The sequence below is a fragment of the Yersinia sp. 2466 StPb PI genome, from assembly GCF_041538325.1.
In the GTDB taxonomy this organism is placed as follows: domain Bacteria; phylum Pseudomonadota; class Gammaproteobacteria; order Enterobacterales; family Enterobacteriaceae; genus Yersinia; species Yersinia enterocolitica_E.
In genome coordinates, this window is the sequence record NZ_JAULSL010000001.1 from 4608162 (window position 1) to 4632511 (window position 24350).

A 24350-nucleotide genomic window follows, 5' to 3' on the forward strand; every position below is an offset into this window, starting at 1 on the left:
AATAATGTTAAGAACAACAGAGCAGTTAATATCTTGCAAACTATCACGGCCAACAGCCACTGCCGGTCACCGCCGCCAGCGTATTGCGGCTGGAATGATATTATTTATAGGGTTATGCAGCACCTCAGCATGGTCAACCTGTACCCGGATTACGATACAAAGTCAGCTTGGTGTTGGCGATGGTACGGCAAGTGACTGGGCGGGTTCTCTGGATTATAATAATGGCTCACTCGGCTTGCCGGGCCTTATTGACCTTAGCACGGCGGCGAATTTTCAACCCGATGGGACATTATTAGCCGCAGGTACCTCTGACTTCACCACCTTTGCCCTGAACACCGGTTATGACCCTAATCGGGTGCTATTTCGCTGCGCTGCGGCCGATGTTGATCAACTCTTCGAAATGTATGCTACTAACGGAGATAATGACTTTGGTGGTAAAAATGAAGATGGTGCCATTGCCGGTAATGTTCCCTCTGGTTTTGCCACCTATGTCCGCAATGTTGTTATCAGGCTTACAAATCTATCCACTGGCGAGTATTACTCGCGCTTATGGAAAGGGCGGCGCTTAACCGACCTGGATAAAGACAGCAGTGGCCGTATTTTAGTCAAAGCCAAGAATTTCAGTAACCTGTATACCGAGCTGTTTCGTATTGATTATGCCCGTGCCAGCACTAACAATGCAGCCTCTTACCTGTATGCCTATACCCAACCCAATGCTTATATCGCGTTTAAAGGGCCAGGGATTAGTGGCCCTATTGAAGGAACTGACTCAGTATCAAACTGGCCCGGCTGGTATGCTACCTGGCCTGCCTCTATTGGATTGTACAATTATGTCACTTTCCGTCGCACCACGATTTGTGCGGTAACCAACTTTACCCCCACAGTGATATTACCGAGAATTTCTGTGGCAGAGCTGAACAGTGGCAGCACCACTTCTGCTGAATTTAAAGTAGACTTTCAGTGCCAGACCGGTGTGACATCAGGTGTCACTGCTGGCACGGTAGCGATGGGCTTTCTGGTACCAGCAGCAAATGCCGCTAAAGCGCAAGCTTTGGGATTAATGAACGGCAGTGGCGGGATCAGCCACTTGGTGTCAGATAGTTATGGTTCTGCCGGAACAGCAAGCGGTGTAGGCATCCGTATCTACCGCAATAATAGCCCGATTTATCTGCTATCAAAGAATGTAACTCAAACCGGTAATAACGCCGGCTGGTATGGCATCTTCCAGGGCGCCCAAGAAATAACCGGCACGGTGAGTGGGGGTAACAGTTACACTGAGAACTTTCGGGCTGAGTTAACTAAAATCAGCGGGCAAACTGTGACACCAGGAGCGGTGAATGCACATGCGCAAGTGGTTATACGTGTCCAATAATATGTTTTTCAGACACATAAATAGTGGGATTGGTGGGTTACTTTTGTTGCTTATGGTTACCAGTATACCGGCCACGGCAAGTGTCATTGCGGAAAGAACACGTATTATCTTCAGTGAAGGTAGCACCGAAGAGTCACTACAACTGGTTAACAGCAATAGCTATCCGGTGGCAGTGCAGGTCTGGGTGGATGACGGTGATTTGACCGCAACACCAGAGAAGTCTATTTCACCGGTATTAGTGTTGCCTCCGCTATTTCGGCTACAACCACAGGCACAACGTAGCCTGCGATTGATCTTATCGGGGGCCAGTAAATTACCCGTTGATAGGGAGTCTGCATTTTGGCTCAATGTTTACGAAATTCCACCGAAGGTGACCCCTAAAACTGAGGATGAATCTTTCGTCACGCTGGCCTTGCGCATGCAATACAAAGTATTTTACCGCCCTAAAAACTTACCAGCCCCAGGAGATACTTTAGGTAAGGCGTTAACCTTTACTCTTGAGACAAAAAGCGATACCGCCCTGATTCAAGTTGATAACCCGACGCCTTATTATGCATCATTAGCCTCACTGACATTAGGCTCAACTGAAAGCCTGCCAGATATGGTTGCTCCTTTTTCGAAGCTCGATTTTTCGCTCAATCGTTTACCCCCAGCAGGCAGCAAGACGGTCAATTTTGTCTTAATTGATGATTTAGGTAACCGAAAGGCATTTAGCAGCAATTTAAAATAAAAAATTAATGAATATAAACTGTCGCAGAGACAGTTTATATTCTGGTTTCTAATTACCACAACCAGTCATATGCCTTGCCCCGCCCTATTCCACGTCTGATTCAAGTCTAATTACCGATAATAAGATCTATTCTTGATTGCTCTATTCTATTAAAGCTTATCATGTTTATAAAAAATCACTCCACCTGCATTTCCAGTGAAATACCCAATTGCATTATGCATCCTTCAATAAAACTTTCAGCAACTTGTAATTGACGTCGAATCTCCCGTTCATTACATTTTTTCAATCGGGCAATAGAGGCTTTAGATTGCCCATACACATAATGTCGAAGGATAAGCTCCAGTTCTTTTTCTCGCGAGGCCCGCTGTAAATTTCCTATTGTTTTATCAATGGCTAATCCGTCATTATCGCAACATGACTCTACCTGTCTATTGCTCGTCACCAATCCCTTAAACCCGCTAGCGATATGAGGATAATCCAGATGAGAGTTATCCCTAGCCCATACACCCCAACGCGTCAAAACAGTTTGGATATCACTCATTACTGCTCTCCTTTTATATTTAAATGCCTTTTCATTTATTTGATTAATATCACCCACAAAAAAGACCTCACTAATTAGCAAGGTCTATTAATTAATAATATTGAGAAACAATAGATATACCCATAATGTGTATAACCACGATTAACACCTTACAAGATTTTTTTCGGGCCGGGATAGGATTAATTTAATAAATCTCACTCCCATGAAATACATAGGCATTAAGATAGAAAAGTTAACACATCCTCATCCGAACTTAGAGCTATTTATATCATATAACCGACTCATTAATTACAGAATTATAAATCATGCAAATATAAACCACCATAAAGACGGCCCATATTATTAATTAACGATATAAGTTACTCTTTGAATCCAGGCTTGCCGTTCTCGGCTCGCCATTTTTTTATCGCTTTTAGAAGCCCCTCAGGGCTATCTTCCTGATCTGGACTAGGATAAAAAATGATATCTGTACCGTCAGGATGTTCTGATAAGCGAACAAATTCACGCACGGCCTCATTGGCCTCAGCTTCAGTTTCATAATCTGCGTTACATACTTTCTTGGCAAATTCTAAGAAATCAGCCTCAGTGTAATCTTCTAATTTATGTTTTGATGTCATCCTACACTCCCTTTTTTGAATGGATTTCAATATGTCGCTTCGGTGTTACTACACGCAAATTATCTACATCGTAAACTGCCCCGCTATCCTTAATTGGATTGACATGATGAAGTTCAAACTTACCCCGATTACCGATCTGTTCTTTCCGTTGAGGATACGGGGCATAACCTTTATGAATAAATGCTGCATTACGCAAATTAAACTGCCCAGATAGCTCAGGATCATTCGCAACCTCCTGCCAAAACGCTGCCCTAAATCTATCAAAACTACTGAACGTCCTGCCACGTAATTTATCGGCAATCTGTACTGGGATCGGAGCTCCCAGCCACTAATAATCTGAGGACCAAATGATATAATAAATGAGTGTTTATATTTTATTAACTAATTAATAAAATATAAACCGCCAGAAAGGCGGCCTATATTTTTACTTAACGATATAAGTTACTCTTTGAATCCAGGCTTGCCATTTTCGGCTCGCCATTTTTTAATGAACTCAAGAATACCTTCGGGACTATTATCAACGTCTGAATCGGGATAAAATAGCAATCCATTCCCGTGAGGATGCTCAGTGAGCATTACAAAATGATGAATAAGAGCATCATGTTCCTTCTCTGAAACATCTACGGCCCAAATTTTTTTTAAAAAAGCTAAAAATTCCAACTCAGTATATTCACTTATACTATTTTTTAATTCCATTACTCGCCTCCAGTCTTTGAGTGAATATTTACATGTCGTTTTGGTGTCATTACCCTTATATTTTCAATGTCATAAACTGCACCATCATCACGAATAAATTTAATATGATGAAGCTCAAATTTCTCTCTTCCTCCTACTTGCTCAGTTGGTATTGGATATGGAGCATAACCACGTTTCATTCTATTCTGGTTTAAAGGTGAGAACTGCCCAGATAGCTCAGGATCATTCGCAACCTCCTGCCAAAACGCTGCCCTAAATCTATCAAAACTACTGAACTTCCTGCCACGTAATTTATCGGCAATCTGTACTGGGATGGGTGCTCCCAGCCCCTTACCCGCCTCTGCCAACCAAACGCCTGCAACTTGCTGCCCACGACCGGTTACTTCACCCGGCTCATCCCGTGGCGTTTTAAGATAAATATACACCGGTTCCAGCCCCGACGCTGCCGGGAACCAAATGATGTAATCGTGGAAATCACCCTCTTCCAGAGCCAGAAATATTAAGCTCGGCTTGGTAGCCAGGAAGGTGATATCAGCCCCAGTATGCGACGGAACAACCGGTGCACTGGGCGGTTGTGGCAATACCGAGCTGATATCCATGCCTGGCGGTTTTGCTGGTGTAAAAATAAAGGTGCGTGGCGGCTGGCTGTCGGTGGTAAAAGTATAAACACCTTTTGATTGATCAAATTGGGCAGTGGCAACCTTTACCTTAGCGGCAATATTTGCGGCACCGGTTTTTACTGCATAAACATCCGTCCAATCATCCTGATCCGTCATCAGCATTCTGACAGGAAGATCAATTTCACCTTGCTGCGGTAGCGGTGTTGCAGGGGGTAACCCCATTTCGCTAAGCGGGAAGCTACCCACAAGTGCAGGTTTATCTGGCCCTCCCCCTACCTTGGTTGGGTAGAAACCAGAACCAACAGTCATTGCTATTGGTCTAGCTAACAAGGGGGGAGCAATCGTACTGAATCTCGCCAATGCTGTCCGTAACGTGGCGCTAAATCCTCTGGCTACCGGGGAACTTAAGGCAATCGTCCCCATTCCTACCCCGGCAAAACCAGGCGTCTGGGTACTTCCTTTCGGATGAGCGGGTAAAGAAAAGCTATTGTGGCGAATAGCTATTTGCTGTTTAGCAAAGCCGTCTGCCGCTTCTGCCGCCAGTTGCTCACGTTCAACGCGCTGTTGCCATTCAGCTATCTCTATTGCCCGCTGCTCATCTTTAATTTGCCACCGTTCTGTTACTTCGGCATTCCATTGCTCAAACTCAGCAGGTCGCAGCCATTCTGCGGTTTCTGCCGTCAAAGATGCATTCTCAACATTAGCTCTAACCTGAGTTAAATGCTGCTCAGCATTATTGACGGCATTTATAGCCATATCTAATTGGTGTTGAATAGAATCTAAAGCCAACTGAGCCGTGTTAATATTAGCCTGATAAGCCAACAGGTGTTTACGCAACAGATCATAATGCCCAATCGTTAACGCCTGCATGAGCAACCCAGCATGATATCCATAGTATTCCATCTCTTCTGGACTCATGCCATCAGGGAAGGGATCAAAGGCTTCACCGCCAATATTTAATAGATTCTCCAGCTCCTGGCGGTTCTTTATCTCAATGTCGAACATAAAACGGTATCTAGAACTACTCGATATAGAGATGAATTCTTCGATTTCATCTCTAAAAGGGTATCGATCAGGATCGTCTAAAAGACGCCCTTCCCAGGTCCCCTTAAGCTCATCCAGTGCCGCCTGATAGGGTACAATATTATTCTGTTCCAGGGCCAAAGCGTCATTCGCTTGGCTTACCTGGTATTCCGCCGCTTCAACCGGATAATTGGTATCCCATTGTGCTTGTTTTTGCCGATTTTCCTCCTCCACCTGTTTAATCTGCTCTGGTATTAGCACTGTCGTGACTGAAATATAGACAGGGTCAGTGTTCGCTTCTGCGGGGAAGTAGACAATCGCGTCATGGCTGTTACTTCCCAGTGGAGAAAATACCGGTGTTACAGGGCTATCCCTCACCTCACTGACACCGCTTGGTTGCGTTGCCGTGGGAGGGGAAGAACTCGTATCAATATGGATGTGGATAGGTGGCATCTCATTGAGGATCTGAGCGGTAAATACCCCTGTCCGATCAGTGGGTTTAGCCTGTACTACTGGCACCGTAATCGGCACATGTTTGGATTTCACTACCGCGATTTTCTGCACACCATCCTGTACCACATCATGCAGCCGGACATTAGCCACTACTGCTGATTGTGTGGGTAATTGTGCCAATGGCACGCTGATGATGCGCTCGGCAGGCAGGGTGACGACCGTGCGCCGGGTCACTGACATATCATCTTTCGCGATTTCAGAGGGTGCCAGCAACATGCCAACTACCCCGGCGAACCGCCCGGCATAAGGTGCCGCATCCACGGCAAACATCGCCATTCGCGTCAGAGCCAGATCAAGTGCCGCAGCAACTACCTTTGGTTTAAGCAGCGTAAACCCCCATTCACCAGCAACCAGTGATAGGGGAACGGCAACACCAGGGACTATTGCTACTTGTAGCTCTGGCCTTTGTGCCAGATTAGGGGGACTTGGAGGATTGCCGCGATGACGTGAACGGTTATTGCCACCTCGATTACCGCCAGAACGGCTACCGAACTTGCTTGGATTATAATTGCGAAGAGGTCCGTAGGGTGTTTGTGATACTCCCCATCCCTTGCCACTATTGGGGTTTCCGCCACCAAATCCTGTCGAGCCGCCCTTGACACCACCGGTTGGGCCACGAGCACCGTGGCCTGTGGTATTACTGTGTCCTTCTCCCATATCTTATTTCCTTATTTAAGGTTTTTATAATTAACGAGAATATTTACTGCTAAATCTATTGGTCTTTTCTCACCTCCTTAACATTATTTAAATGCCATTATTTTTTATTATTCAGCTTTGCCAGACCCACAAATAAAAACACCTCGCTAATTAGCGAGGTGCGTGATTACCTTCATAAGAATATTGTGATTGATAGCGTTTAATACTGCATTTGTCTGCGATGTGTTAAACCACGATTAACACCTTACTGGATTTTTTTCGGGCCGAGATAGCATTAATTTAATTAATTTTTGTATTCGAGAAATGTACTAAATTTGAGATAAAAAAAAGCCGCTGCCATTATTTAATGGCAGCGGCCTGTTTCACGCAGAGTTAAACGCCGCTAACAATGCCGCGGCGTCAAAGACAAAAGGGACTTAGCCCGCAACTGCAATACGCTTCATATCGGTCATATAGCCACGCAGTTTGTGACCTACGGCTTCAATTGGGTGGTTACGAATGGCTTCATTCACATCACGCAGTTGCGCGTTATCAACCGCAGTACCGGCAACGCTCTTACCCAAATCCCCTGCTTGCAGTGAATCCATGAATTTGCCTTTCAGCAACGGAACCGCCGCGTTCGCGAACAGATAGTTACCGTATTCAGCCGTATCAGAAATAACCACGTTCATTTCATACAAGCGCTTACGGGCAATGGTGTTGGCGATCAATGGCAGCTCATGCAGTGATTCATAATATGCAGACTCTTCGATGATACCGGAGTCAACCATAGTTTCGAATGCCAACTCAACACCGGCTTTCACCATGGCAATCATCAATACGCCGTGGTCGAAATATTCTTGCTCAGAGATTTTGCCTTCAAACTGTGGCGCATTCTCGAATGCTGTTCTGCCGGTCTCTTCACGCCAGCCCAGCAATTTAACATCGTCTTGCGCCCAATCAGCCATCATACCGCTGGAGAAAGCACCGGAGATGATGTCATCCATATGCTTTTGGAACAACGGAGCCATGATTTCTTTCAACTGTTCAGACAGCGCATAAGCCCGCAGTTTAGCCGGATTGGACAGACGGTCCATCATCAGCGTAATCCCGCCTTGTTTCAGCGCTTCGGTAATGGTTTCCCAACCGAACTGAATCAGTTTCTCAGCATAAGCCGCGTCAGTACCTTCAGAAACCAGCTTATCGAAACACAGCAATGAACCGGCCTGCAACATACCACACAGGATAGTCTGCTCACCCATCAGATCAGATTTTACTTCCGCAACGAAAGAGGACTCCAACACACCCGCGCGATGGCCACCGGTTGCTGCCGCCCAAGCCTTGGCAATCGCCATGCCTTCGCCTTTAGGATCGTTTTCCGGGTGAACCGCGATCAGCGTCGGCACACCAAAACCACGTTTGTATTCTTCACGAACCTCAGTGCCAGGGCATTTCGGCGCTACCATCACAACGGTGATGTCTTTACGAACTTGCTCACCCACTTCAACGATATTGAAGCCATGAGAGTAACCCAGTGCTGCACCATCTTTCATCAGTGGCTGAACTGCCTGAACCACTGCGGTGTGCTGTTTGTCTGGTGTCAGGTTAACCACCAAATCAGCCTGTGGGATCAACTCTTCGTAAGTGCCTACTTTGAAGCCATTTTCAGTCGCTTTACGCCATGAAGCACGCTTCTCGGCAATCGCTTCTTTGCGCAGAGCGTAAGCCACGTCCAGACCAGAGTCACGCATGTTCAAGCCTTGGTTCAGACCTTGTGCGCCACAACCGACGATCACCACTTTTTTACCGTTCAGGTAGCTTGCTTCATCGGCAAATTCGTCACGTGCCATAAAGCGACACTTACCTAATTGCGCCAACTGCTGACGCAGGTTCAATGTGTTGAAATAGTTAGCCATGGTATTACTCCGTTCGGGTTCTGTTTTGTGGGTGCAGCTATTTATTTTGGTTACTGCAAACGAATATTGTGTTTGTGTAGCTAATGTTGTGTGTTGCTGTTTTTCACATCCCCTGTCTGGTCCGGGGATTATCTTGGATTCACTATATGACAGGAAACACATTGCTGAAATTGATATATTAACAATGTGACGTTGCAAATTCTGCAATACAGTTTATTTCTTATGCAATACAATAGCTCTTCTCACCTAAGAGGCTGTCTGTTATGGATTTACGTGACCTGAAATTGTTTCTGCATTTGGCTGAAAGCCGCCACTTTGGCCGCACGGCTAAAGCGACACACGTCAGTCCATCCACCCTATCGCGCCAGATTCAGCGGCTGGAGGAGACGCTCGGACAGCCCCTGTTTTTACGAGACAACCGCACGGTGCAACTGACCGATGCCGGTACACAGCTCAAGGCTTTTGCTCAACAGACATTGCTACAGTACCAACAGCTGCGCCATGCCTTGGGTCAGCACGGGCCATCACTCAGTGGCGAACTGCGGCTATTTTGTTCAGTCACCGCCGCCTATAGCCATTTACCCCCCATTCTCGATCGTTTTCGCGCACGTCATCCGTTGGTTGAAATCAAACTCACTACCGGTGATGCCGCCGATGCGGTAGATAAAGTGCAATCGAATGAGGCTGATCTCGGTATTGCTGGTCGCCCTGAAGTGCTCCCCACCAGCATCGCCTTTACCCAGATTGGCGAGATTCCGCTGGTTTTGATTGCGCCAGCCCTGCCTTGCGCAGTGCGTTCACAGGTCTCGGTGGAACAGCCCGATTGGGCCACGGTCCCCTTTATTTTGCCTGAGCATGGCCCATCACGAAAACGCATTGATTTGTGGTTCCGCCGCCAGCGCATCAGTAACCCATTGATTTATGCTACGGTTTCCGGCCATGAAGCAATTGTATCAATGGTAGCATTGGGCTGCGGTGTGGCACTGATCCCATCAGTGGTGGTGGATAACAGCCCGGAACCGGTGCGCAACCGCATTTCCTTGCTGGATGATATCTCGTTGGTCGAGCCATTTGAGCTGGGTGTGTGTGTGCCCAAAAAACGGCTCAATGAGCCGTTGATCGAAGCATTTTGGGGGCTGCTGTAGTTTACAATCGTGAAGCGTAATTTATGGCGGGAACAAGATTCCTCGGCCCCAGAGTTAAAGGATTACACATAGTCGCCTCCACAGGAGCAGGAGCGCTCTCTTTGGTAGGGAAACTGTTTATCGAATCGGTCAGTTGGCAGGTGTCGCTTTGCAAGTTGTTGGTAATGTTTACGTTGGGATAGGTATCAACCAGGTTATAAGTGATTTCACCAGCAGCATTAGTTTTCTGTTCAGCGCGGTGCGTTATATTATTTTTAGCATCGAAACTTTGTTTTACTACCACTGTTTCGCTCAATTGTACTGCCTTTTTAACTGGGTCATAACTAAAACTTTCAACGACCCTCTTAGTCATATTATTGTTAGAATCAAAGTGCTCGATAGCCTGATTTATCGTATTGGTAGCTGCATCAAAGGTTTTCATTTTAACCGTCTTATTGCTTGCAGCATCAATGTATTCTCTTGTTACAATTTGCCTAACGATCTCCCCTTTGCGACGCGTTGTTTCAATTGTTGTCGTCCCATCACGCATTGAATAAGACCGAATTGAGTTTTGCAGGGGATTCAAACGGTTACTTAGCGGTGTAGGGGGGATGTAGTCAGGCGCCGATGATTTAATTGATGCTTTAATCAAGGCTAATGTTTCACTCATATAAAAACTCCATATATTATTCAAACCATGAAAAATAATCATTCAACGACATGGTTATTAACTGCGATATTATTCATCTCAATTAATAAATCCACAGATGATATTACACTGCACTAATACTGAATTTCATTTGGAATGCTTATTTTTGAGAATATATAAGAAGATTAAATATAACTAAGTGGAAATAAAAAACTCAGCGCTTATTAGCCCTGAGTTTTATTGTGGTTGATAGGTATTCACCGCCACTTCATCCAGCCAAAACTTAACCCGCCAAAAAGAACTTAAACGCCGGGTTGTTGGTTTCATCATGGCAATCATAGCCCAAAGCGGCCAAGTGCTCTTCAAATTGCGGCTCAGAATCTGACAACTCAAACCCTGCCAATACCCGACCAAAATCAGTGCCATGGCTACGATAGTGGAACAAAGAGATATTCCAGTGCGTACCTAATGTATGCAAGAACTTCAGCAATGCGCCCGGTGATTCAGGGAATTCAAAGCTGTACAGCCGCTCACGCAATGGTTTGGAAGGTCGACCACCCACCATATAACGCACATGCAGTTTGGCCATCTCGTCGTCAGATAGGTCCACCACCTGATAATCTTTTGCCTGTAGCTCAGCCAATATCTCTGCCCGCTCGGCATAGCCGCGCGTCAAACGTACCCCTACGAAAATGCAGGCATTATCGGCATCCGCATAACGGTAGTTGAATTCAGTGACCGAACGCCCCCCCAGCAACTCGCAGAAACGGAGAAAACTGCCTTTTTTCTCGGGGATAGTTACGGCCAGCAAAGCTTCACGCTGCTCGCCCAGCTCACAACGTTCTGACACATAGCGCAGGCCGTGGAAGTTCACGTTAGCACCGGACAGCACATGGGCCAGACGTTCGCCTTTGATATTATGCTGCTGAACATACTTTTTCAGGCCCGCCAGCGCCAAAGCACCAGAAGGTTCGGCGATGGCACGCACATCTTCAAATAAATCTTTTACTGCCGCACAGATAGCATCACTGTCGACGGTTATCACCTCGTCCAAATACTCTTGGCACAGGCGGAATGGCTCATCGCCAATACGTTTAACGGCGACACCCTCGGCAAATAACCCAACACGGGCCAGGTCAACCGGCTTGCCCGCATCCAGTGCGGCACGTAAACAAGCTGAGTCTTCCGCTTCAACCCCGATCACTTTAATCTGCGGCATCAGTTGCTTGATAAGCACCGCCACACCGGCCACCAGCCCACCGCCACCGACCGGGACAAAAATCCGATCAAGGTGTGCGTCTTGCTGGAGTAACTCCATCGCCAGCGTCCCCTGCCCGGCGATAACGGCCGGATGGTCAAACGGCGGCACAAAGGTATAACCCTGCAGCTGAGATAACTCGATAGCTTTGCCTTTGGCTTCATCGAAATTGGCACCGAACAGCAGCACCTCACCACCAAAACCGCGCACGGCATCCACTTTGATGTCAGCGGTTGCTACCGGCATCACGATAAGTGCCTTGATACCCAGCTTACTGGCTGAGAGGGCGACACCTTGCGCATGATTACCGGCAGAGGCGGTTATCACACCACAGGCTTTCTGCTCTTCTGTCAGACCCGCCAGCATCGCATAAGCACCACGCAGCTTAAAACTGTGCACTGGCTGGCGATCTTCACGTTTAACCAAAATAGTATTAGCCAGGCGGGAAGAGATTTTTTCCATCACTTGCAACGGGGTGACTTGCGCCACCTCATACACCGGCGCGCGCAATATCGCCCGCAGATATTCTGCCCCGCAAGGGGCAGCAGATAAGGGTTGTGATACCGCCATGGGTATTAGCCTCCCAGCTTACTTTTGTCGCGCACAGCACCTTTGTCGGCGCTGGTTGCCAGCAGAGCATAAGCGCGCAGTGCATAAGAAACCTGACGTTCGCGGGCTTTAGGCGACCAGGCAGCATCGCCACGGGCTTCTTCAGTTTCACGACGAGCGGTCAGCTCAGATTCGCTCACATCCAACACAATGCCACGGTTCGGGATATCGATATCAATGAAATCGCCATCCTGCACCAGACCAATCAGGCCGCCACTGGCCGCTTCTGGTGAAACATGACCAATCGACAAACCAGACGTCCCGCCGGAGAAACGGCCATCAGTCAGCAAAGCACAGCTCTTGCCTAATCCCATGGATTTCAAATAGGTGGTCGGATAGAGCATTTCCTGCATCCCCGGCCCACCTTTTGGCCCTTCGTAACGGATAACGACCACGTCACCCGCCACAACTTTACCGCCGAGAATCGCTGCTACCGCATCATCCTGACTCTCATACACTTTTGCCGGGCCACGGAAGGTCAGGCTCTCTTTATCCACACCGGCGGTTTTAACAATACAACCGTTCGCGGCGATATTGCCGTACAGCACAGCTAAACCGCCGTCTTGGCTGTAAGCATGTTCGCGAGTACGGATACAACCCTCTTCGCGGTCAGTATCCAGTGATGGGAAGCGGCAATCCTGCGAGAAGGCTTTAGTGGTACGAATACCCGCCGGGCCCGCGGCGTACATCTGCTTGACCCCTTCGTCACCGGTAAGCATCACGTCATAGGTTTCCAGCGTATCGGTCAGATTCAGCCCCAACACATTACGCACCTCGCGGTTAAGCAAGCCAGCCCTGTCCAGTTCGCCTAAAATACCCATAACCCCACCTGCACGGTGCACGTCTTCCATATGGTATTTCTGCGTGCTCGGCGCGACTTTACACAAATGAGGCACCTGACGAGATAAACGGTCGATATCGCTAATATCGAAATCAACCTCCCCTTCCTGTGCTGCGGCCAGTAAGTGCAGCACGGTGTTGGTCGAGCCGCCCATCGCGATATCCAGCGTCATAGCGTTTTCAAATGCGGCTTTGTTCGCGATGCTGCGCGGCAAGGCACTAACATCATCCTGTTCGTAATAACGTTTAGTCAGCTCAACAATGTGCTTACCAGCATCGAGGAACAGTTGTTTACGGTCAGCATGGGTCGCCAACAGTGAACCGTTACCCGGCAGCGCCAGACCCAGCGCCTCATTTAAGCAGTTCATCGAGTTGGCAGTAAACATCCCCGAGCAGGAACCACAGGTCGGGCAGGCAGAGCGTTCAATCTGCTCACTGTCGGCATCACTGACATTCGGGTTTGCGCCCTGGATCATGGCATCCACCAGATCCAGTTTGATGATTTTATCGGACAGCTTGGTTTTACCCGCTTCCATCGGGCCGCCGGACACAAAGATCACCGGAATATTCAAACGCAGAGACGCCATCAGCATCCCTGGGGTAATTTTGTCGCAGTTAGAGATACACACCATGGCGTCCGCGCAATGAGCGTTAACCATGTATTCTACGGAGTCGGCAATCAATTCACGTGAAGGCAGTGAATAGAGCATGCCGCCGTGGCCCATCGCGATCCCATCATCCACCGCAATAGTGTTGAACTCTTTAGCCACGCCGCCAGACGCTTCAATTTGCTCCGCTACCAGCTTGCCTAAGTCGCGCAAATGAACGTGGCCCGGTACAAACTGGGTAAATGAGTTAACCACTGCAATAATCGGTTTGCCGAAGTCATCATCGGTCATACCGGTAGCGCGCCACAGTGCACGAGCGCCGGCCATATTGCGGCCATGAGTGGTGGTATGGGAACGGTACTTAGGCATTGTCTCTTCACTCCAATGTATTCTGTGTTGCAGGTGGCGAACGAACCACCTGCTGATTCTGTCTGTCAGTTTTTATTGATTATTGATTGATTGGATCCAGCCAACCGTACTTATCTTCAGTTTCACCGGTGAACAGGCCAAAGAATGCTTGTTGGATCTTGGTGGTAACCGGGCCACGTTTACCAATACCGACTTGAATACCATCCACGCTGCGTACCGGGGTAATTTCTGCCGCAGTACCGGACATAAAGACTTCATCCGCCAAATAGAGAGATTCACGTGACAACACTTGCTCACGCACTTCCAGACCCATATCTTTCGCCAGTTTGATAATCGCATCACGGGTGATACCCGGCAGGGCTGAAGAGGTAAACGGCGGCGTGAACAGGATGCCATCTTTTACTTCAAATAGGTTTTCACCCGCACCTTCAGACAAGAAGCCATGAATATCCAGCGCAATCCCTTCCTGATAACCGTGACGGCGTGCTTCGCTGCCCACCAACAAGGAGGACAGGTAGTTACCACCGGCTTTTGCCGCAGTTGGAATGGTATTTGGTGCCACACGGTTCCATGAGGACACCATGGCATCAATGCCTTGCTCCAACGCTTCCGCACCCAGATAAGCACCCCATGGGAACGCGGCGATTATCACATCTGTTTTATAGCCATCTGGCGGGTTCACACCCATACCGACATCACCAATAAACACTAACGGGCGGATATACGCGCTGGTCAGATTGTTTTTACGCAATGTCGCACGGCAGGCTTCCATCAGCTCATCAACCGACTGGGAAACCGGCATACGATAAATTTTAGCTGAGTCATGTAAACGCTGCATATGTTCGCGGTGACGGAAAACTACCGGCCCTTTGTGGGAGTCGTAGCAACGGACACCTTCGAAGACTGACGTGCCGTAGTGTAACGCGTGAGACATCACGTGAACTTTAGCCTCTGCCCACGGAACCATGTCACCGTTAAACCAAATAAAATCAGCTTTCTTCGTCATTCTTTTCTTTCCTTGTGGCGCATCAGGCGCGTATCTGTAATGTATTAGGTTGTAGGATCTCGACGCAGGCGACATCCATAAGCTTACTTAACTGAGAAGACAGTAAATCGACAGGTCGCCCGCTGGCAACGGTCAATTCAATATTAATATTCTCAGCATTAATCATTGGCGACATATTCATAGCACAAACCTGGAAGCCACGGTGCCGCACAACCCGCAATACACGCTCTAACATTTCAGGGCGGAAGCGGGCTTGGATAGAGATTTGATGTTGGATAGAGGATTGATGGTGCATCATGAGATTTTCTCCAGCATGGTTTCATTACCTGCGCCTGGCGGCACTAACGGCCAAACGTTTTCGAGTTCGTCGATGGAAACCTGGAGCAGATAAGGGCCTTCGCTGTTAAACAGCGCATCCAGAGCGGCGTCGACTTGGTCTTTGCGGGTGATACGTTGGCCGGGGATATTAAACGCACTGGCCAGTGTGATGAAATCGGGGTTATCAGAAAGATTGGTTTCGCTATAACGTCCATCAAAAAACAGTTGCTGCCACTGTCGAACCATACCCAATCGCTGGTTATCTAATAATACGATTTTCAGCGGTAACTGTTTTCGTTTTATCGTGCCCAACTCCTGAACATTCATCATAAACGAACCGTCACCGGAGATACAGATAACCATGTCATCAGGACGGGCCATTTGTGCGCCAACCGCGGCCGGCACACCAAAACCCATCGTGCCCAAACCGCTGGATGTGATGAAATTCTCAGGTCGGGTAAAGTTCATATGCTGCGCCGTCCACATCTGGTGCTGGCCCACATCGGTAGTCACTACCGCTTGTGGTGCTTTGCGTTCAGATATCTGCTTCAGTAACAACGGAGCATAAATTGCCTGGCCAGGGTGATCGTAGCGCCAGCTATGCTGGTGTTTCAATGCCATGACCTCATCACGCCACGGCTGGATATCCAACGGTTGCTGTAATGCGGGCAGCAATACTTTCAAATCGCCCTGCAACGCGACATGCGCCTGACGCAATTTACCCAATTCAGCCGGGTCGATATCCATATGGATAACTTTTGCTTTTGCGGCGAATGTATTCAGCTTGCCGGTGACACGGTCATCAAACCGCGCGCCAACCGCTATCAATAAATCGCAATCCTGCACCGCAAAGTTTGCGGCTTTAGTGCCATGCATCCCCAGCATACCCAGATAGCACGGATGATTAGTATCCGGTGCGCCTAAACCCTTCAGAGTGGCAACCGCAGGAATACCCGTTACCTCGATAAAAGCACGTAAAGCAGGAACGGCCTGTGCCATGCCAACCCCGCCACCGACATACAACATCGGTTTTTGCGCGGTTGCCAGCATATCCCAGGCTTGTTGTAACTCGGCAGCAGAATCAACAAGATGCTCTTCAACTGGCATCAGGTGCGGGGTTAAATCACCCACAGCTAACTGAATATCCTTCGGAATATCGATTAAAACCGGTCCAGGACGGCCACTGGTAGCAATGGCAAACGCCTCCGCCATGATACCAGGCAACGCCTCTAATGATTCAACCAGAAAACTGTGTTTGGTACAGGCAAGTGACAAACCCAATACGTCAATCTCCTGAAAAGCATCAGTACCGATTAAAGCAGACCCCACCTGACCGGTGATAGCAATGACCGGCACTGAATCCAGCAATGCATCAGCCAAACCGGTGATCAGATTAGTGGCTCCAGGTCCAGAAGTGGCAATACACACCCCGACTTTACCGGTTGCACGGGCATAGCCAATGGCAGCAATCGCAGCACCTTGCTCATGGCGGCAGAGCAAATGCTCGACACCACCATCATACAAAGCATCGTAGACAGGCATTATTGCTCCACCCGGATAGCCGAATACCGTATCAACACCCTGCGCACGCAACGCTTGAACCACCCACTGAGCACCATTCATAGTTATTTCCCCGACCTTTTGCGGGAGGCACAGGATTTTATTCTGTTGTGCATTTTATGTTCCTCGCGTCTTTAACGTACCAATAAAAAAACCCCCGGACCTTTCGGTGCGGGGGTTCTCTTGAGATTAAGGCTTGATTTTTATGCCTTTATTCGTCCAAGTGCAGCCCCGCACGGTGGGATAATAATCACCACCACGCTAATTAGGACTAGGTTAATCACTTGGACAATCGCTTTCATAATTAGGTTGTTCATCTGTCAGTGTCGAACGAATACCTACAGAGTTATCACAGTTATTGGTTATCTGACAATATTTATTTAAATTATTATTCTGTGAGCCGCTACACGATATGACACAAATATATTATTTATCAATTAGTAATACTCATATCAGTAGTTTGGCCATTTTTTGCGTACCGTATCGCAATTTTTAATTTTGATACTTCCCTTGCATCGAAATTTCTCGCGAGCGTTCGCAAATCAATTCTTTTTCGCTGTACTCAAAAAAGACCTAGGGCACACTGCTGCGGCTACCTCATATCTCAGCCCGGTCGATTAATAAAAGTCCCGGTAGCCCTAAGGACACATCACGGCAAAGGAAAGCAGCATGTCACTGGCAACCATTCATACCCGCGCCACATTAGGCATTCAGGCCCCACCGGTTACAGTAGAAGTTCATATCAGCAATGGGCTCCCCGGATTGATTTTGGTCGGATTACCGGAAACCACCGTAAAAGAGGCTCGAGATAGGGTTCGGAGCGCATTAATCAACAGTGGATTCACCTTTCCGGCGAAACGTATCACTGTTAGTTTGGCACCGGCAGACTTGCCGAAAGAGGGTGGCCGCTATGATCTCCCTATCGCTTTAGCAATACTGGCAGCGTCAGAACAGATTCCTGCGGATAAATTAACCCACTATGAGTTCTTGGGTGAGTTAGCCCTATCAGGGGCGCTAAGGCGGGTTAGCGGCGCAATTCCGGCAGCACTCGCCAGTAGCCAAGTTCAGCGGCAATTAATTCTTCCGGTCGCGAATAATCTTGAGATAGGTCTTATTCCACAAGGTAACAGCCGGGTTGCCGATCACTTGTTAGCCGTGTGCGGTTTTTTACAGGGTGAAAATACCCTTGCTCAGGGCCAGCTAGTTGAATCTACACCAGAGTGGGATAGCAGCCTCGACCTGCAAGATATCATTGGGCAGTCACAGGCTAAGCGAGCCTTAGAAATTGCTGCGGCGGGGGGCCATAACCTGCTATTACTCGGGCCACCAGGAACGGGCAAAACGATGCTGGCAAATCGGTTAACTGGATTATTGCCGCCGCTGACGGATCAAGAGGCATTAGAGGCCGCGGCCATTAACGGTCTACTGCACAGTAACGTGCTACCCGCCCAATGGCGTTGCCGGGCTTTTCGCGCCCCCCACCATAGCGCCTCAATGGCGGCACTGATTGGCGGTGGTTCTATTCCACGCCCCGGTGAAATCTCATTGGCGCACAATGGTGTACTCTTCCTGGATGAATTACCTGAATTTGAACGTCGGGTGCTGGATTCACTGCGCGAGCCACTGGAATCAGGCGAAATTATCATTTCTCGTGCAGCGGCTAAAGTGTGCTTTCCTGCCAAAGTGCAACTGATTGCCGCAATGAACCCCAGCCCCAGCGGCCATTATCAGGGTGTCCATAACCGTACACCGCCACAACAGATTCTGCGCTATCTGGCAAAATTGTCGGGGCCGTTTCTGGACAGGTTTGATTTGTCGATAGAGGTGCCATTGCTGCCATCAGGTATGCTGGGGGCTCAGAAACATCAAGGGGAAAGCAGTGAAACGGTCAGGCTACGAGTATTGCAGGCAAGGCAGAGGCAATTGGATCGAGCAGGGAAGATAAATTCTCAGCTTAATAGCCAAGAAATTGCCGAATATTGCTCCCTCACTCCTGAGAATGCGGCCTTTCTGGAGCAAGTCCTGCTGACGCTGGGTTTGTCGGTACGCGCCTGGCACCATATTTTAAAAGTAGCGCGGAGCATTGCCGATCTCGCTCAGGAGAATTACATCCAAAGAAATCATCTTTCGGAAGCACTGAGCTATCGTTGTATGGACCGGCTGCTGTTGCAGTTACACAAGAGCCTGATGTAAATAGGGGAGAAAAAAATCCACTATTATCAAACACCTCTCTGATATCCAAAGTCATTGGAATCGCAGGTAGGCAGCAAGCAAACGCATCCCGATGAGCTTACTCAAGTAAGTGATTCGGGTAAGAGCGCGCCGCTAACACCCCTGTGGTTCCACTAACGAAGAGTATTATCCAAAGTCATTGGAATCGCAGGTAGGCTGCAAGCAAACGCATCCCGATGAGCTTACTCAAGTAAGTGATTCGGGTAAGAGCGCGCCGCGAACACCCCTGCGATTTCAAGGACGAAGGATAAGAGGGGATTAATCGTCGCTATCGGTATAATCTTCCACCGCATCCATCTGCGGCTTGCCGCCTGATAGAGTATGGAATCGTTTAGGACGACGAGTTCGGGTCACATATTTGGACCAGACTTTCTCCTCGGCACTGACGGGCTCACGTTCGCCGCGACAAACAGCAACAAACAACTGTTCTTCTTCCGTTACAGGCTGGCGTTTTCCGAGATCGAGTTCGTTGAAGGCGTAGCCATGGCGCTCTAGTAATTGCGCCTCTTTAATGGTGAAATCGCCGTGGCGCGAGAACCCGCGAGGATAATGCTTATTATCAAAAAAACGATTGGTCGTGATGAAGCTATCCGCCATCTGACACGCTCCTAATTCTCTCATGGTCGTGCTGTTTATGGCGCGGAGTATTAGATAGGCTTGACAGCGTGTAAAACAAAACATTTAAATCTTAACGACAAAAAAAATTGGAGATGGGTTTGGATACCGAATTACTGAAAACCTTTTTGGAGGTCAGTAGGACTCGCCACTTTGGTCGCGCTGCTGAATCTTTGTACTTAACACAGTCGGCGGTAAGTTTTCGTATCCGTCAGTTGGAAAATCAATTAGGTGCAAATTTATTCACTCGTCATCGCAATAATATTCGTCTGACACCTGCGGGAGAACGTTTGGTGCCTTACGCAGAAACACTGATGAGTACCTGGCAACTAGCCAAAAAAGAGGTTGCTCACTCACTACAGCATACCGAGTTGTCCATTGGTGCAACCGCCTCACTGTGGGAGGCATACCTCACTCCGTGGTTGCAACAATTATATAAACAACGAGAGGCATTGCGCCTTGAGGCGCGGATTGCACTGCGGCACTCGCTGGTGAAACAGTTGCACGAGCGGCAACTGGATTTATTGATAACGACCGAACCGCCTAAAATGGATGAACTGGCAAGCCAACTGTTAGGGCATTTTTCGCTGCGACTATTTTCTTTTGAGCCGATTGATTTATCGAAAGAAACTGAGCCAGACGCCGAGCATAAAAATGCAAATGAGGCACCTTACATCAAGCTTGAGTGGGGAGCTGATTTTCATCAGCAAGAGAATAGATTGCTGGAGAGCGAGCAAATGCCGGTATTAACGACCACATCGGCACATTTGACCCGGCAGCTATTGGAAACCACCGGTGGCTGTGCTTTCCTGCCCGAACACTGGCAAAAAGAATACCCTCAATTGGCCATGAACGCTGATATGCCAGCTATTGTGCGGCCACTGTATGCTGTTTGGTTGCAAAACAGTGACCAGCAAACATTGATTCGACAACTGTTAAAAACACCGATGAATAACGCAGCTCAGAGCGCTATACGGGATTAAGTGGCGGCGACTGAGGGCGAGCACGCCGGTTCAGATAAAAAGCACTCATCGCCTTCTGAATCGCAATAAAGCTAAATAATAATATTCCGATGACAATTTTGGTCCACCATGAGCTAAGTGTGCCATCGAATGTGATATAGCTCTGAATCAACCCCTGAATCAAGACGCCAAACAGCGTGCCGAAAACTGTCCCGATACCACCGGTAAGTAATGTGCCACCGATAACGACTGCGGCAATGGCATCTAGCTCAACACCACTGGCTGCTAATGCATAGCCAGCAGAGGTATAGAGTGAGAAAACGATTCCCGATAGCGCGGCTAACGTGCTCGATAACATATAAATTTTAATTGTCGTTTGCCTGACAGGAACACCCATCAGTCCAGCAGAAACGCTATTACCGCCAATGGCATAAACATTATGACCAAAGCGGGTTCGATGAGCCAACAGAATGCCAAATGCCACAACCATTAGCATGATGAAGGCTAATAATGTGAATCGCCCGCCACCAGGAACTTTCCAGGCATAATTCGCCAGCGTGGCATAAAGTGGGTGATCAATAGGTATCGACTCTTCAGAGACGATAAAACTCATACCACGAACGAAGAACATCCCAGCCAGAGTAATAATAAACGCAGGGAGTTTCAGAGAATCAATAATCCATCCCATCAATGCACCAAACATCGCCCCCATAACTAAGACAATGGCAAAAGCATACATTGGGTGAATACCATAAGTTCCGATTAACTTAGCCAATAACACGCCGGTAAATGCAATTACCGACCCAACCGATAAATCGATGCCGCCCGATAGAATAACGAAAGTCATCCCTACAGCGACGATGCCCAGAAAAGCATTATCAGTCAGTAAATCACACCACACTCGGGTGGAGGAGAAACTGGGGAACTGACTGAGACAAAAAGCGTATCCCAGAATAAAAACGGCGATAGTAATCAGCAAAGGAATATTGCGCTTTAACATTATTTTCGCCTCGTGAAGATATGGCTAAATGAGATCATCGGTGACTGCACAATCAAGACGGCTAATACCACAATAGCTTTAAGGACCAGGTTAAATTCTGGCTGATAGCCTGAAAGTAAGATCCCTGTATTCATCCCTTGAATAATCAAAGCGCCAATAACCGAAAGCAAAAGATTAAACCTCCCTCCCATTAAAGATGCACCACCAATGACTACCGCCAGAATTGCATCCAGCTCCAGCCATAAACCAGCATTGTTAGCATCGGCACCACGAATATCTGCCGTCACAATAATGCCAGCGACCGCTGCACAGATACCACAAATCACATACACGGCAATCAGCACCAAGCGAGTACTCACTCCCGCATTACGTGCTGATCGTAAGTTGATACCAACGGACTCAATGAATAGACCCAGTGCTGTTTTTCGGGTCAATAACCACACTATAATCAACATACTAAATGCGATGACTACTGACATCGGCAAATACATCAGCGTGCTGCTACCCAACTTCGCCAAGCCACCTGTATCAAATGTAACAATCTGCCCCTCAGTAATAAGCTGGGCTATCCCCCGTCCTGCCACCATTAACATTAAGGTGGCCACAATCGGTTGGATTTGTAATACCGCCACTAAGAAACCGTTCCATAAACCACATAACGCGCCAACCGCAAGGGCGGCGACTAATACCGTGGGTAAAGGATATCCAGCACTGGTCAGTGTGGCTGCAGTTGCACCGGCTATTGCCATTACCGCACCAACCGACAAATCAATGCCGCCAGTAGCAATGACCAGTGTCATACCTAATGCCAGTAAAGCAACGGGAGCACCGCGATTTAGAATATCGATGACACTGCCAAACAACCGTCCATCCTGAATATGGATCGAGAAAAAGTTCGGGGCGACTAAACTATCAATCAATAAAATGACCGCCAGAGCACCAAATTGAGTGGCACCTTTCGGCAAGACCCATTTAACTTTGCGCGGTCGTTGCGGCATTGACAGGCTCCTATTAACCATGAAGTAACTCCTTATTGCACCGCGATCGCCTGCATGATGGCAGGAACGGAAATCTCATCGTGACCGAGTTGTGCAATATGTCGACGGTCACGCAGAACAATGACGCGATCGGCATAACCTGCCAATTCCTCTAATTCGGAAGAGATAATTAACAGTGCCAGCCCTTCATCACACAGTTTCTCAATCAGCCGAATAATTTCAGCATGCGCCCCCACGTCAATACCGCGCGTTGGCTCATCTAAAATCAAAAATCGAGGTTTTGTGGCAAGCCAGCGCGCTAATAAAACTTTTTGCTGGTTTCCACCGGAGAGATACTGAATTTGTTGCTCAGGGCCAGGAGTACGAATACCAAGCTGCTGAATGAATTGCTCAGCAATTTGCGTTTGTTCCCGCATTGAAAGTGGCCTTAGCCATCCGCGCTGGGCCTGTAAGGCCAGAATAATATTCTCCCGAACTGTTGCAGCACCGACGATGCCATCAGTTTTACGATCTTCTGGGCAATAGCCAAAACCGAATTTTGATGCCGTGCGTGGTGTTCGGATCTTAACGGGCTTGCCTTGTATTTTGGCCTCCCCAGTATCCGGTGTCGTAACACCAAAAATTAATTGCGCAGTCTCGGTGCGCCCAGACCCCAATAGTCCAGCAAGTCCGACAATTTCACCAGGAGAAACAGCCAAATCGAAGTTTTCCACCACACCCCGCCGACCATAGTTTTTAAACTCAACCAGTGGGTTGCTTGCCACAATATTATGTTCACCACGTTTGAGTAATTGCTCATCAAAGCTATGACCCAACATCATCTGAACCAATTCGATACGGGGAAGTTCTGCGGTTGTTTTAGTGCCAACAAGTTTGCCATTGCGTAAGACAGTAATACGATCACTGATCCGATAAACCTGATCGAGGAAATGCGTCACGAATACCATACCGATACCCTGATCTCGTAACTGACGCAAAATATCCAGCAACATACTGACTTCTTTAGCATCTAAACTTGCCGTTGGCTCATCCAGAATAAGTACTTTTGCTGATAGATCGACCGCACGAGCAATGGCGACAATCTGTTGTATTGCAATAGAAAAGTTAGCTAACGGTTGCTGCACATCTAATGTAAGACCATAGCCCGTTAGCAGCTTTTCTGCCTGTAGATTCATTGTGCGATGGTCAATTAGCCCCCAACGTAATGGCTCACGGCCAATGAATAGATTTGCCGCAACAGATATATTGGGCAGCAAGTTGACCTCTTGATAAACAGTGCCAATCCCCAGTTTCTGGGCATCCGCAGTATCAAGGGGACAAATGGCCTTACCATCTAAATAAACTTCACCGGCGGCCCGCTTATAGACCCCAGTTAATGCTTTGATTAAAGTCGACTTTCCTGCACCATTTTCCCCTAACAATGCGACAACTTCACCGCGAAGCAGAGAAAAATCGACAGAGTCCAATGCCTTAACACCAGGAAATTCAACTGACAAGCCACGGACTTCTAGCAGTGTTTCCATCAGATGTACCCACGT

The 24350-nt window shown here is 48.1% G+C and carries 22 protein-coding genes; 5 read left to right on the forward strand and 17 right to left on the reverse strand.

Going from position 1 to position 24350, the window contains the following annotated elements; all coding sequences use genetic code 11:
• The first annotated feature begins 94 nt into the window (after window positions 1–94).
• Window positions 95–1372, forward strand: a complete 1278-nt coding sequence (gene stbD, locus Q2T72_RS20805; RefSeq protein WP_193784856.1) for a fimbrial usher protein StbD — start codon at window positions 95–97, stop codon at window positions 1370–1372.
• On the forward strand, window positions 1338–2102 hold the full coding sequence (locus Q2T72_RS20810) for a molecular chaperone (RefSeq protein ID WP_102970512.1): 765 nt from the start codon (window positions 1338–1340) through the stop codon (window positions 2100–2102). Before stbD ends, Q2T72_RS20810 begins: the two co-directional genes overlap by 35 nt.
• Window positions 2103–2277: 175 nt before the next feature.
• On the opposite strand, the gene Q2T72_RS20815 is transcribed toward Q2T72_RS20810, so the two are convergent.
• The 6 genes from Q2T72_RS20815 to ilvC form a co-directional block, all read right to left on the reverse strand.
• Complete coding sequence (locus tag Q2T72_RS20815; RefSeq protein WP_083161860.1) at window positions 2278–2643, reverse strand: antiterminator Q family protein; 366 nt, start codon at window positions 2641–2643, stop codon at window positions 2278–2280.
• A 359-nt stretch (window positions 2644–3002) separates the two neighbouring features.
• Window positions 3003–3260: a bacteriocin immunity protein gene (locus Q2T72_RS20820; protein WP_372569769.1), complete on the reverse strand. Its 258-nt coding sequence runs from the start codon at window positions 3258–3260 to the stop codon at window positions 3003–3005.
• Between the two features lies 1 nt (window position 3261).
• Window positions 3262–3585: an HNH endonuclease signature motif containing protein gene (locus Q2T72_RS20825; RefSeq protein WP_372569923.1), complete on the reverse strand. Its 324-nt coding sequence runs from the start codon at window positions 3583–3585 to the stop codon at window positions 3262–3264.
• A 116-nt stretch (window positions 3586–3701) separates the two neighbouring features.
• Window positions 3702–3956, reverse strand: a complete 255-nt coding sequence (locus Q2T72_RS20830) for a bacteriocin immunity protein (RefSeq protein ID WP_050136300.1) — start codon at window positions 3954–3956, stop codon at window positions 3702–3704.
• Complete coding sequence (locus Q2T72_RS20835) at window positions 3956–6769, reverse strand: colicin-like bacteriocin tRNase domain-containing protein (protein ID WP_372569770.1); 2814 nt, start codon at window positions 6767–6769, stop codon at window positions 3956–3958. Before Q2T72_RS20835 ends, Q2T72_RS20830 begins: the two co-directional genes overlap by 1 nt.
• A 416-nt stretch (window positions 6770–7185) precedes the next feature.
• Window positions 7186–8664: a ketol-acid reductoisomerase gene (gene ilvC, locus Q2T72_RS20840; protein WP_083161846.1), complete on the reverse strand. Its 1479-nt coding sequence runs from the start codon at window positions 8662–8664 to the stop codon at window positions 7186–7188.
• Between the two features lie 263 nt (window positions 8665–8927).
• Between ilvC and ilvY the strand changes: the two genes are divergently transcribed.
• Entirely contained in the window at window positions 8928–9809 is an 882-nt protein-coding gene (gene ilvY, locus Q2T72_RS20845) for an HTH-type transcriptional activator IlvY (protein ID WP_005190304.1), read from the forward strand.
• Between the two features lies 1 nt (window position 9810).
• Here the strand turns inward: ilvY and Q2T72_RS20850 are convergent, their stop codons facing one another.
• The 7 genes from Q2T72_RS20850 to ilvL all read right to left on the reverse strand — a co-directional run bounded on the left by Q2T72_RS20850 (window position 9811) and on the right by ilvL (window position 17307).
• Complete coding sequence (locus Q2T72_RS20850) at window positions 9811–10458, reverse strand: hypothetical protein (protein WP_372569771.1); 648 nt, start codon at window positions 10456–10458, stop codon at window positions 9811–9813.
• A 262-nt stretch (window positions 10459–10720) separates the two neighbouring features.
• Window positions 10721–12265 carry a threonine ammonia-lyase, biosynthetic gene (ilvA, locus tag Q2T72_RS20855; protein WP_372569772.1) on the reverse strand — a complete coding sequence of 515 codons (1545 nt, stop codon included), beginning with the start codon at window positions 12263–12265 and terminating at the stop codon, window positions 10721–10723.
• A 5-nt stretch (window positions 12266–12270) separates the two neighbouring features.
• A complete protein-coding gene (gene ilvD / locus Q2T72_RS20860) occupies window positions 12271–14121 on the reverse strand; it encodes a dihydroxy-acid dehydratase (RefSeq protein WP_083161840.1) in 1851 nt (616 codons plus the stop codon).
• A gap of 79 nt (window positions 14122–14200) precedes the next feature.
• The gene (locus tag Q2T72_RS20865; RefSeq protein ID WP_083161838.1) at window positions 14201–15127 is read right to left on the reverse strand and encodes a branched-chain amino acid transaminase; all 927 of its coding nucleotides are present in this window, start codon (window positions 15125–15127) and stop codon (window positions 14201–14203) included.
• Between the two features lie 22 nt (window positions 15128–15149).
• Complete coding sequence (gene ilvM / locus Q2T72_RS20870) at window positions 15150–15422, reverse strand: acetolactate synthase 2 small subunit (RefSeq protein ID WP_372560674.1); 273 nt, start codon at window positions 15420–15422, stop codon at window positions 15150–15152.
• The gene (ilvG, locus tag Q2T72_RS20875) at window positions 15422–17068 is read right to left on the reverse strand and encodes an acetolactate synthase 2 catalytic subunit (RefSeq protein WP_083161836.1); all 1647 of its coding nucleotides are present in this window, start codon (window positions 17066–17068) and stop codon (window positions 15422–15424) included. Before ilvG ends, ilvM begins: the two co-directional genes overlap by 1 nt.
• Before the next feature lie 140 nt (window positions 17069–17208).
• Window positions 17209–17307, reverse strand: coding sequence for an ilv operon leader peptide (gene ilvL / locus Q2T72_RS20880; protein ID WP_071817873.1), 99 nt, complete (start codon window positions 17305–17307; stop codon window positions 17209–17211).
• A 367-nt stretch (window positions 17308–17674) separates the two neighbouring features.
• On the opposite strand from ilvL, the gene Q2T72_RS20885 reads away from it, so the two are divergent.
• Window positions 17675–19198 carry a YifB family Mg chelatase-like AAA ATPase gene (locus Q2T72_RS20885; protein ID WP_372569773.1) on the forward strand — a complete coding sequence of 508 codons (1524 nt, stop codon included), beginning with the start codon at window positions 17675–17677 and terminating at the stop codon, window positions 19196–19198.
• Between the two features lie 297 nt (window positions 19199–19495).
• Here Q2T72_RS20885 and Q2T72_RS20890 read toward each other — a convergent pair whose 3' ends face one another.
• Window positions 19496–19834: a DUF413 domain-containing protein gene (locus tag Q2T72_RS20890; protein ID WP_005190326.1), complete on the reverse strand. Its 339-nt coding sequence runs from the start codon at window positions 19832–19834 to the stop codon at window positions 19496–19498.
• Between the two features lie 119 nt (window positions 19835–19953).
• On the opposite strand from Q2T72_RS20890, the gene hdfR reads away from it, so the two are divergent.
• Complete coding sequence (hdfR, locus tag Q2T72_RS20895; protein WP_083163991.1) at window positions 19954–20835, forward strand: HTH-type transcriptional regulator HdfR; 882 nt, start codon at window positions 19954–19956, stop codon at window positions 20833–20835.
• On the opposite strand, the gene yjfF is transcribed toward hdfR, so the two are convergent.
• From yjfF to ytfR, 3 genes are read right to left on the reverse strand one after another with little or no spacing between them, the layout of a single operon-like run.
• Window positions 20822–21814, reverse strand: a complete 993-nt coding sequence (gene yjfF, locus Q2T72_RS20900) for a galactofuranose ABC transporter, permease protein YjfF (RefSeq protein WP_083161832.1) — start codon at window positions 21812–21814, stop codon at window positions 20822–20824. The genes hdfR and yjfF overlap by 14 nt on opposite strands.
• Window positions 21814–22833 carry a galactofuranose ABC transporter, ATP-binding protein YtfT gene (ytfT, locus tag Q2T72_RS20905; protein ID WP_083161830.1) on the reverse strand — a complete coding sequence of 340 codons (1020 nt, stop codon included), beginning with the start codon at window positions 22831–22833 and terminating at the stop codon, window positions 21814–21816. The genes yjfF and ytfT overlap by 1 nt, the downstream gene beginning before the upstream one ends.
• Before the next feature lie 11 nt (window positions 22834–22844).
• A complete protein-coding gene (ytfR, locus tag Q2T72_RS20910; protein WP_083161828.1) occupies window positions 22845–24335 on the reverse strand; it encodes a galactofuranose ABC transporter, ATP-binding protein YtfR in 1491 nt (496 codons plus the stop codon).
• Window positions 24336–24350 lie beyond the last annotated feature (15 nt).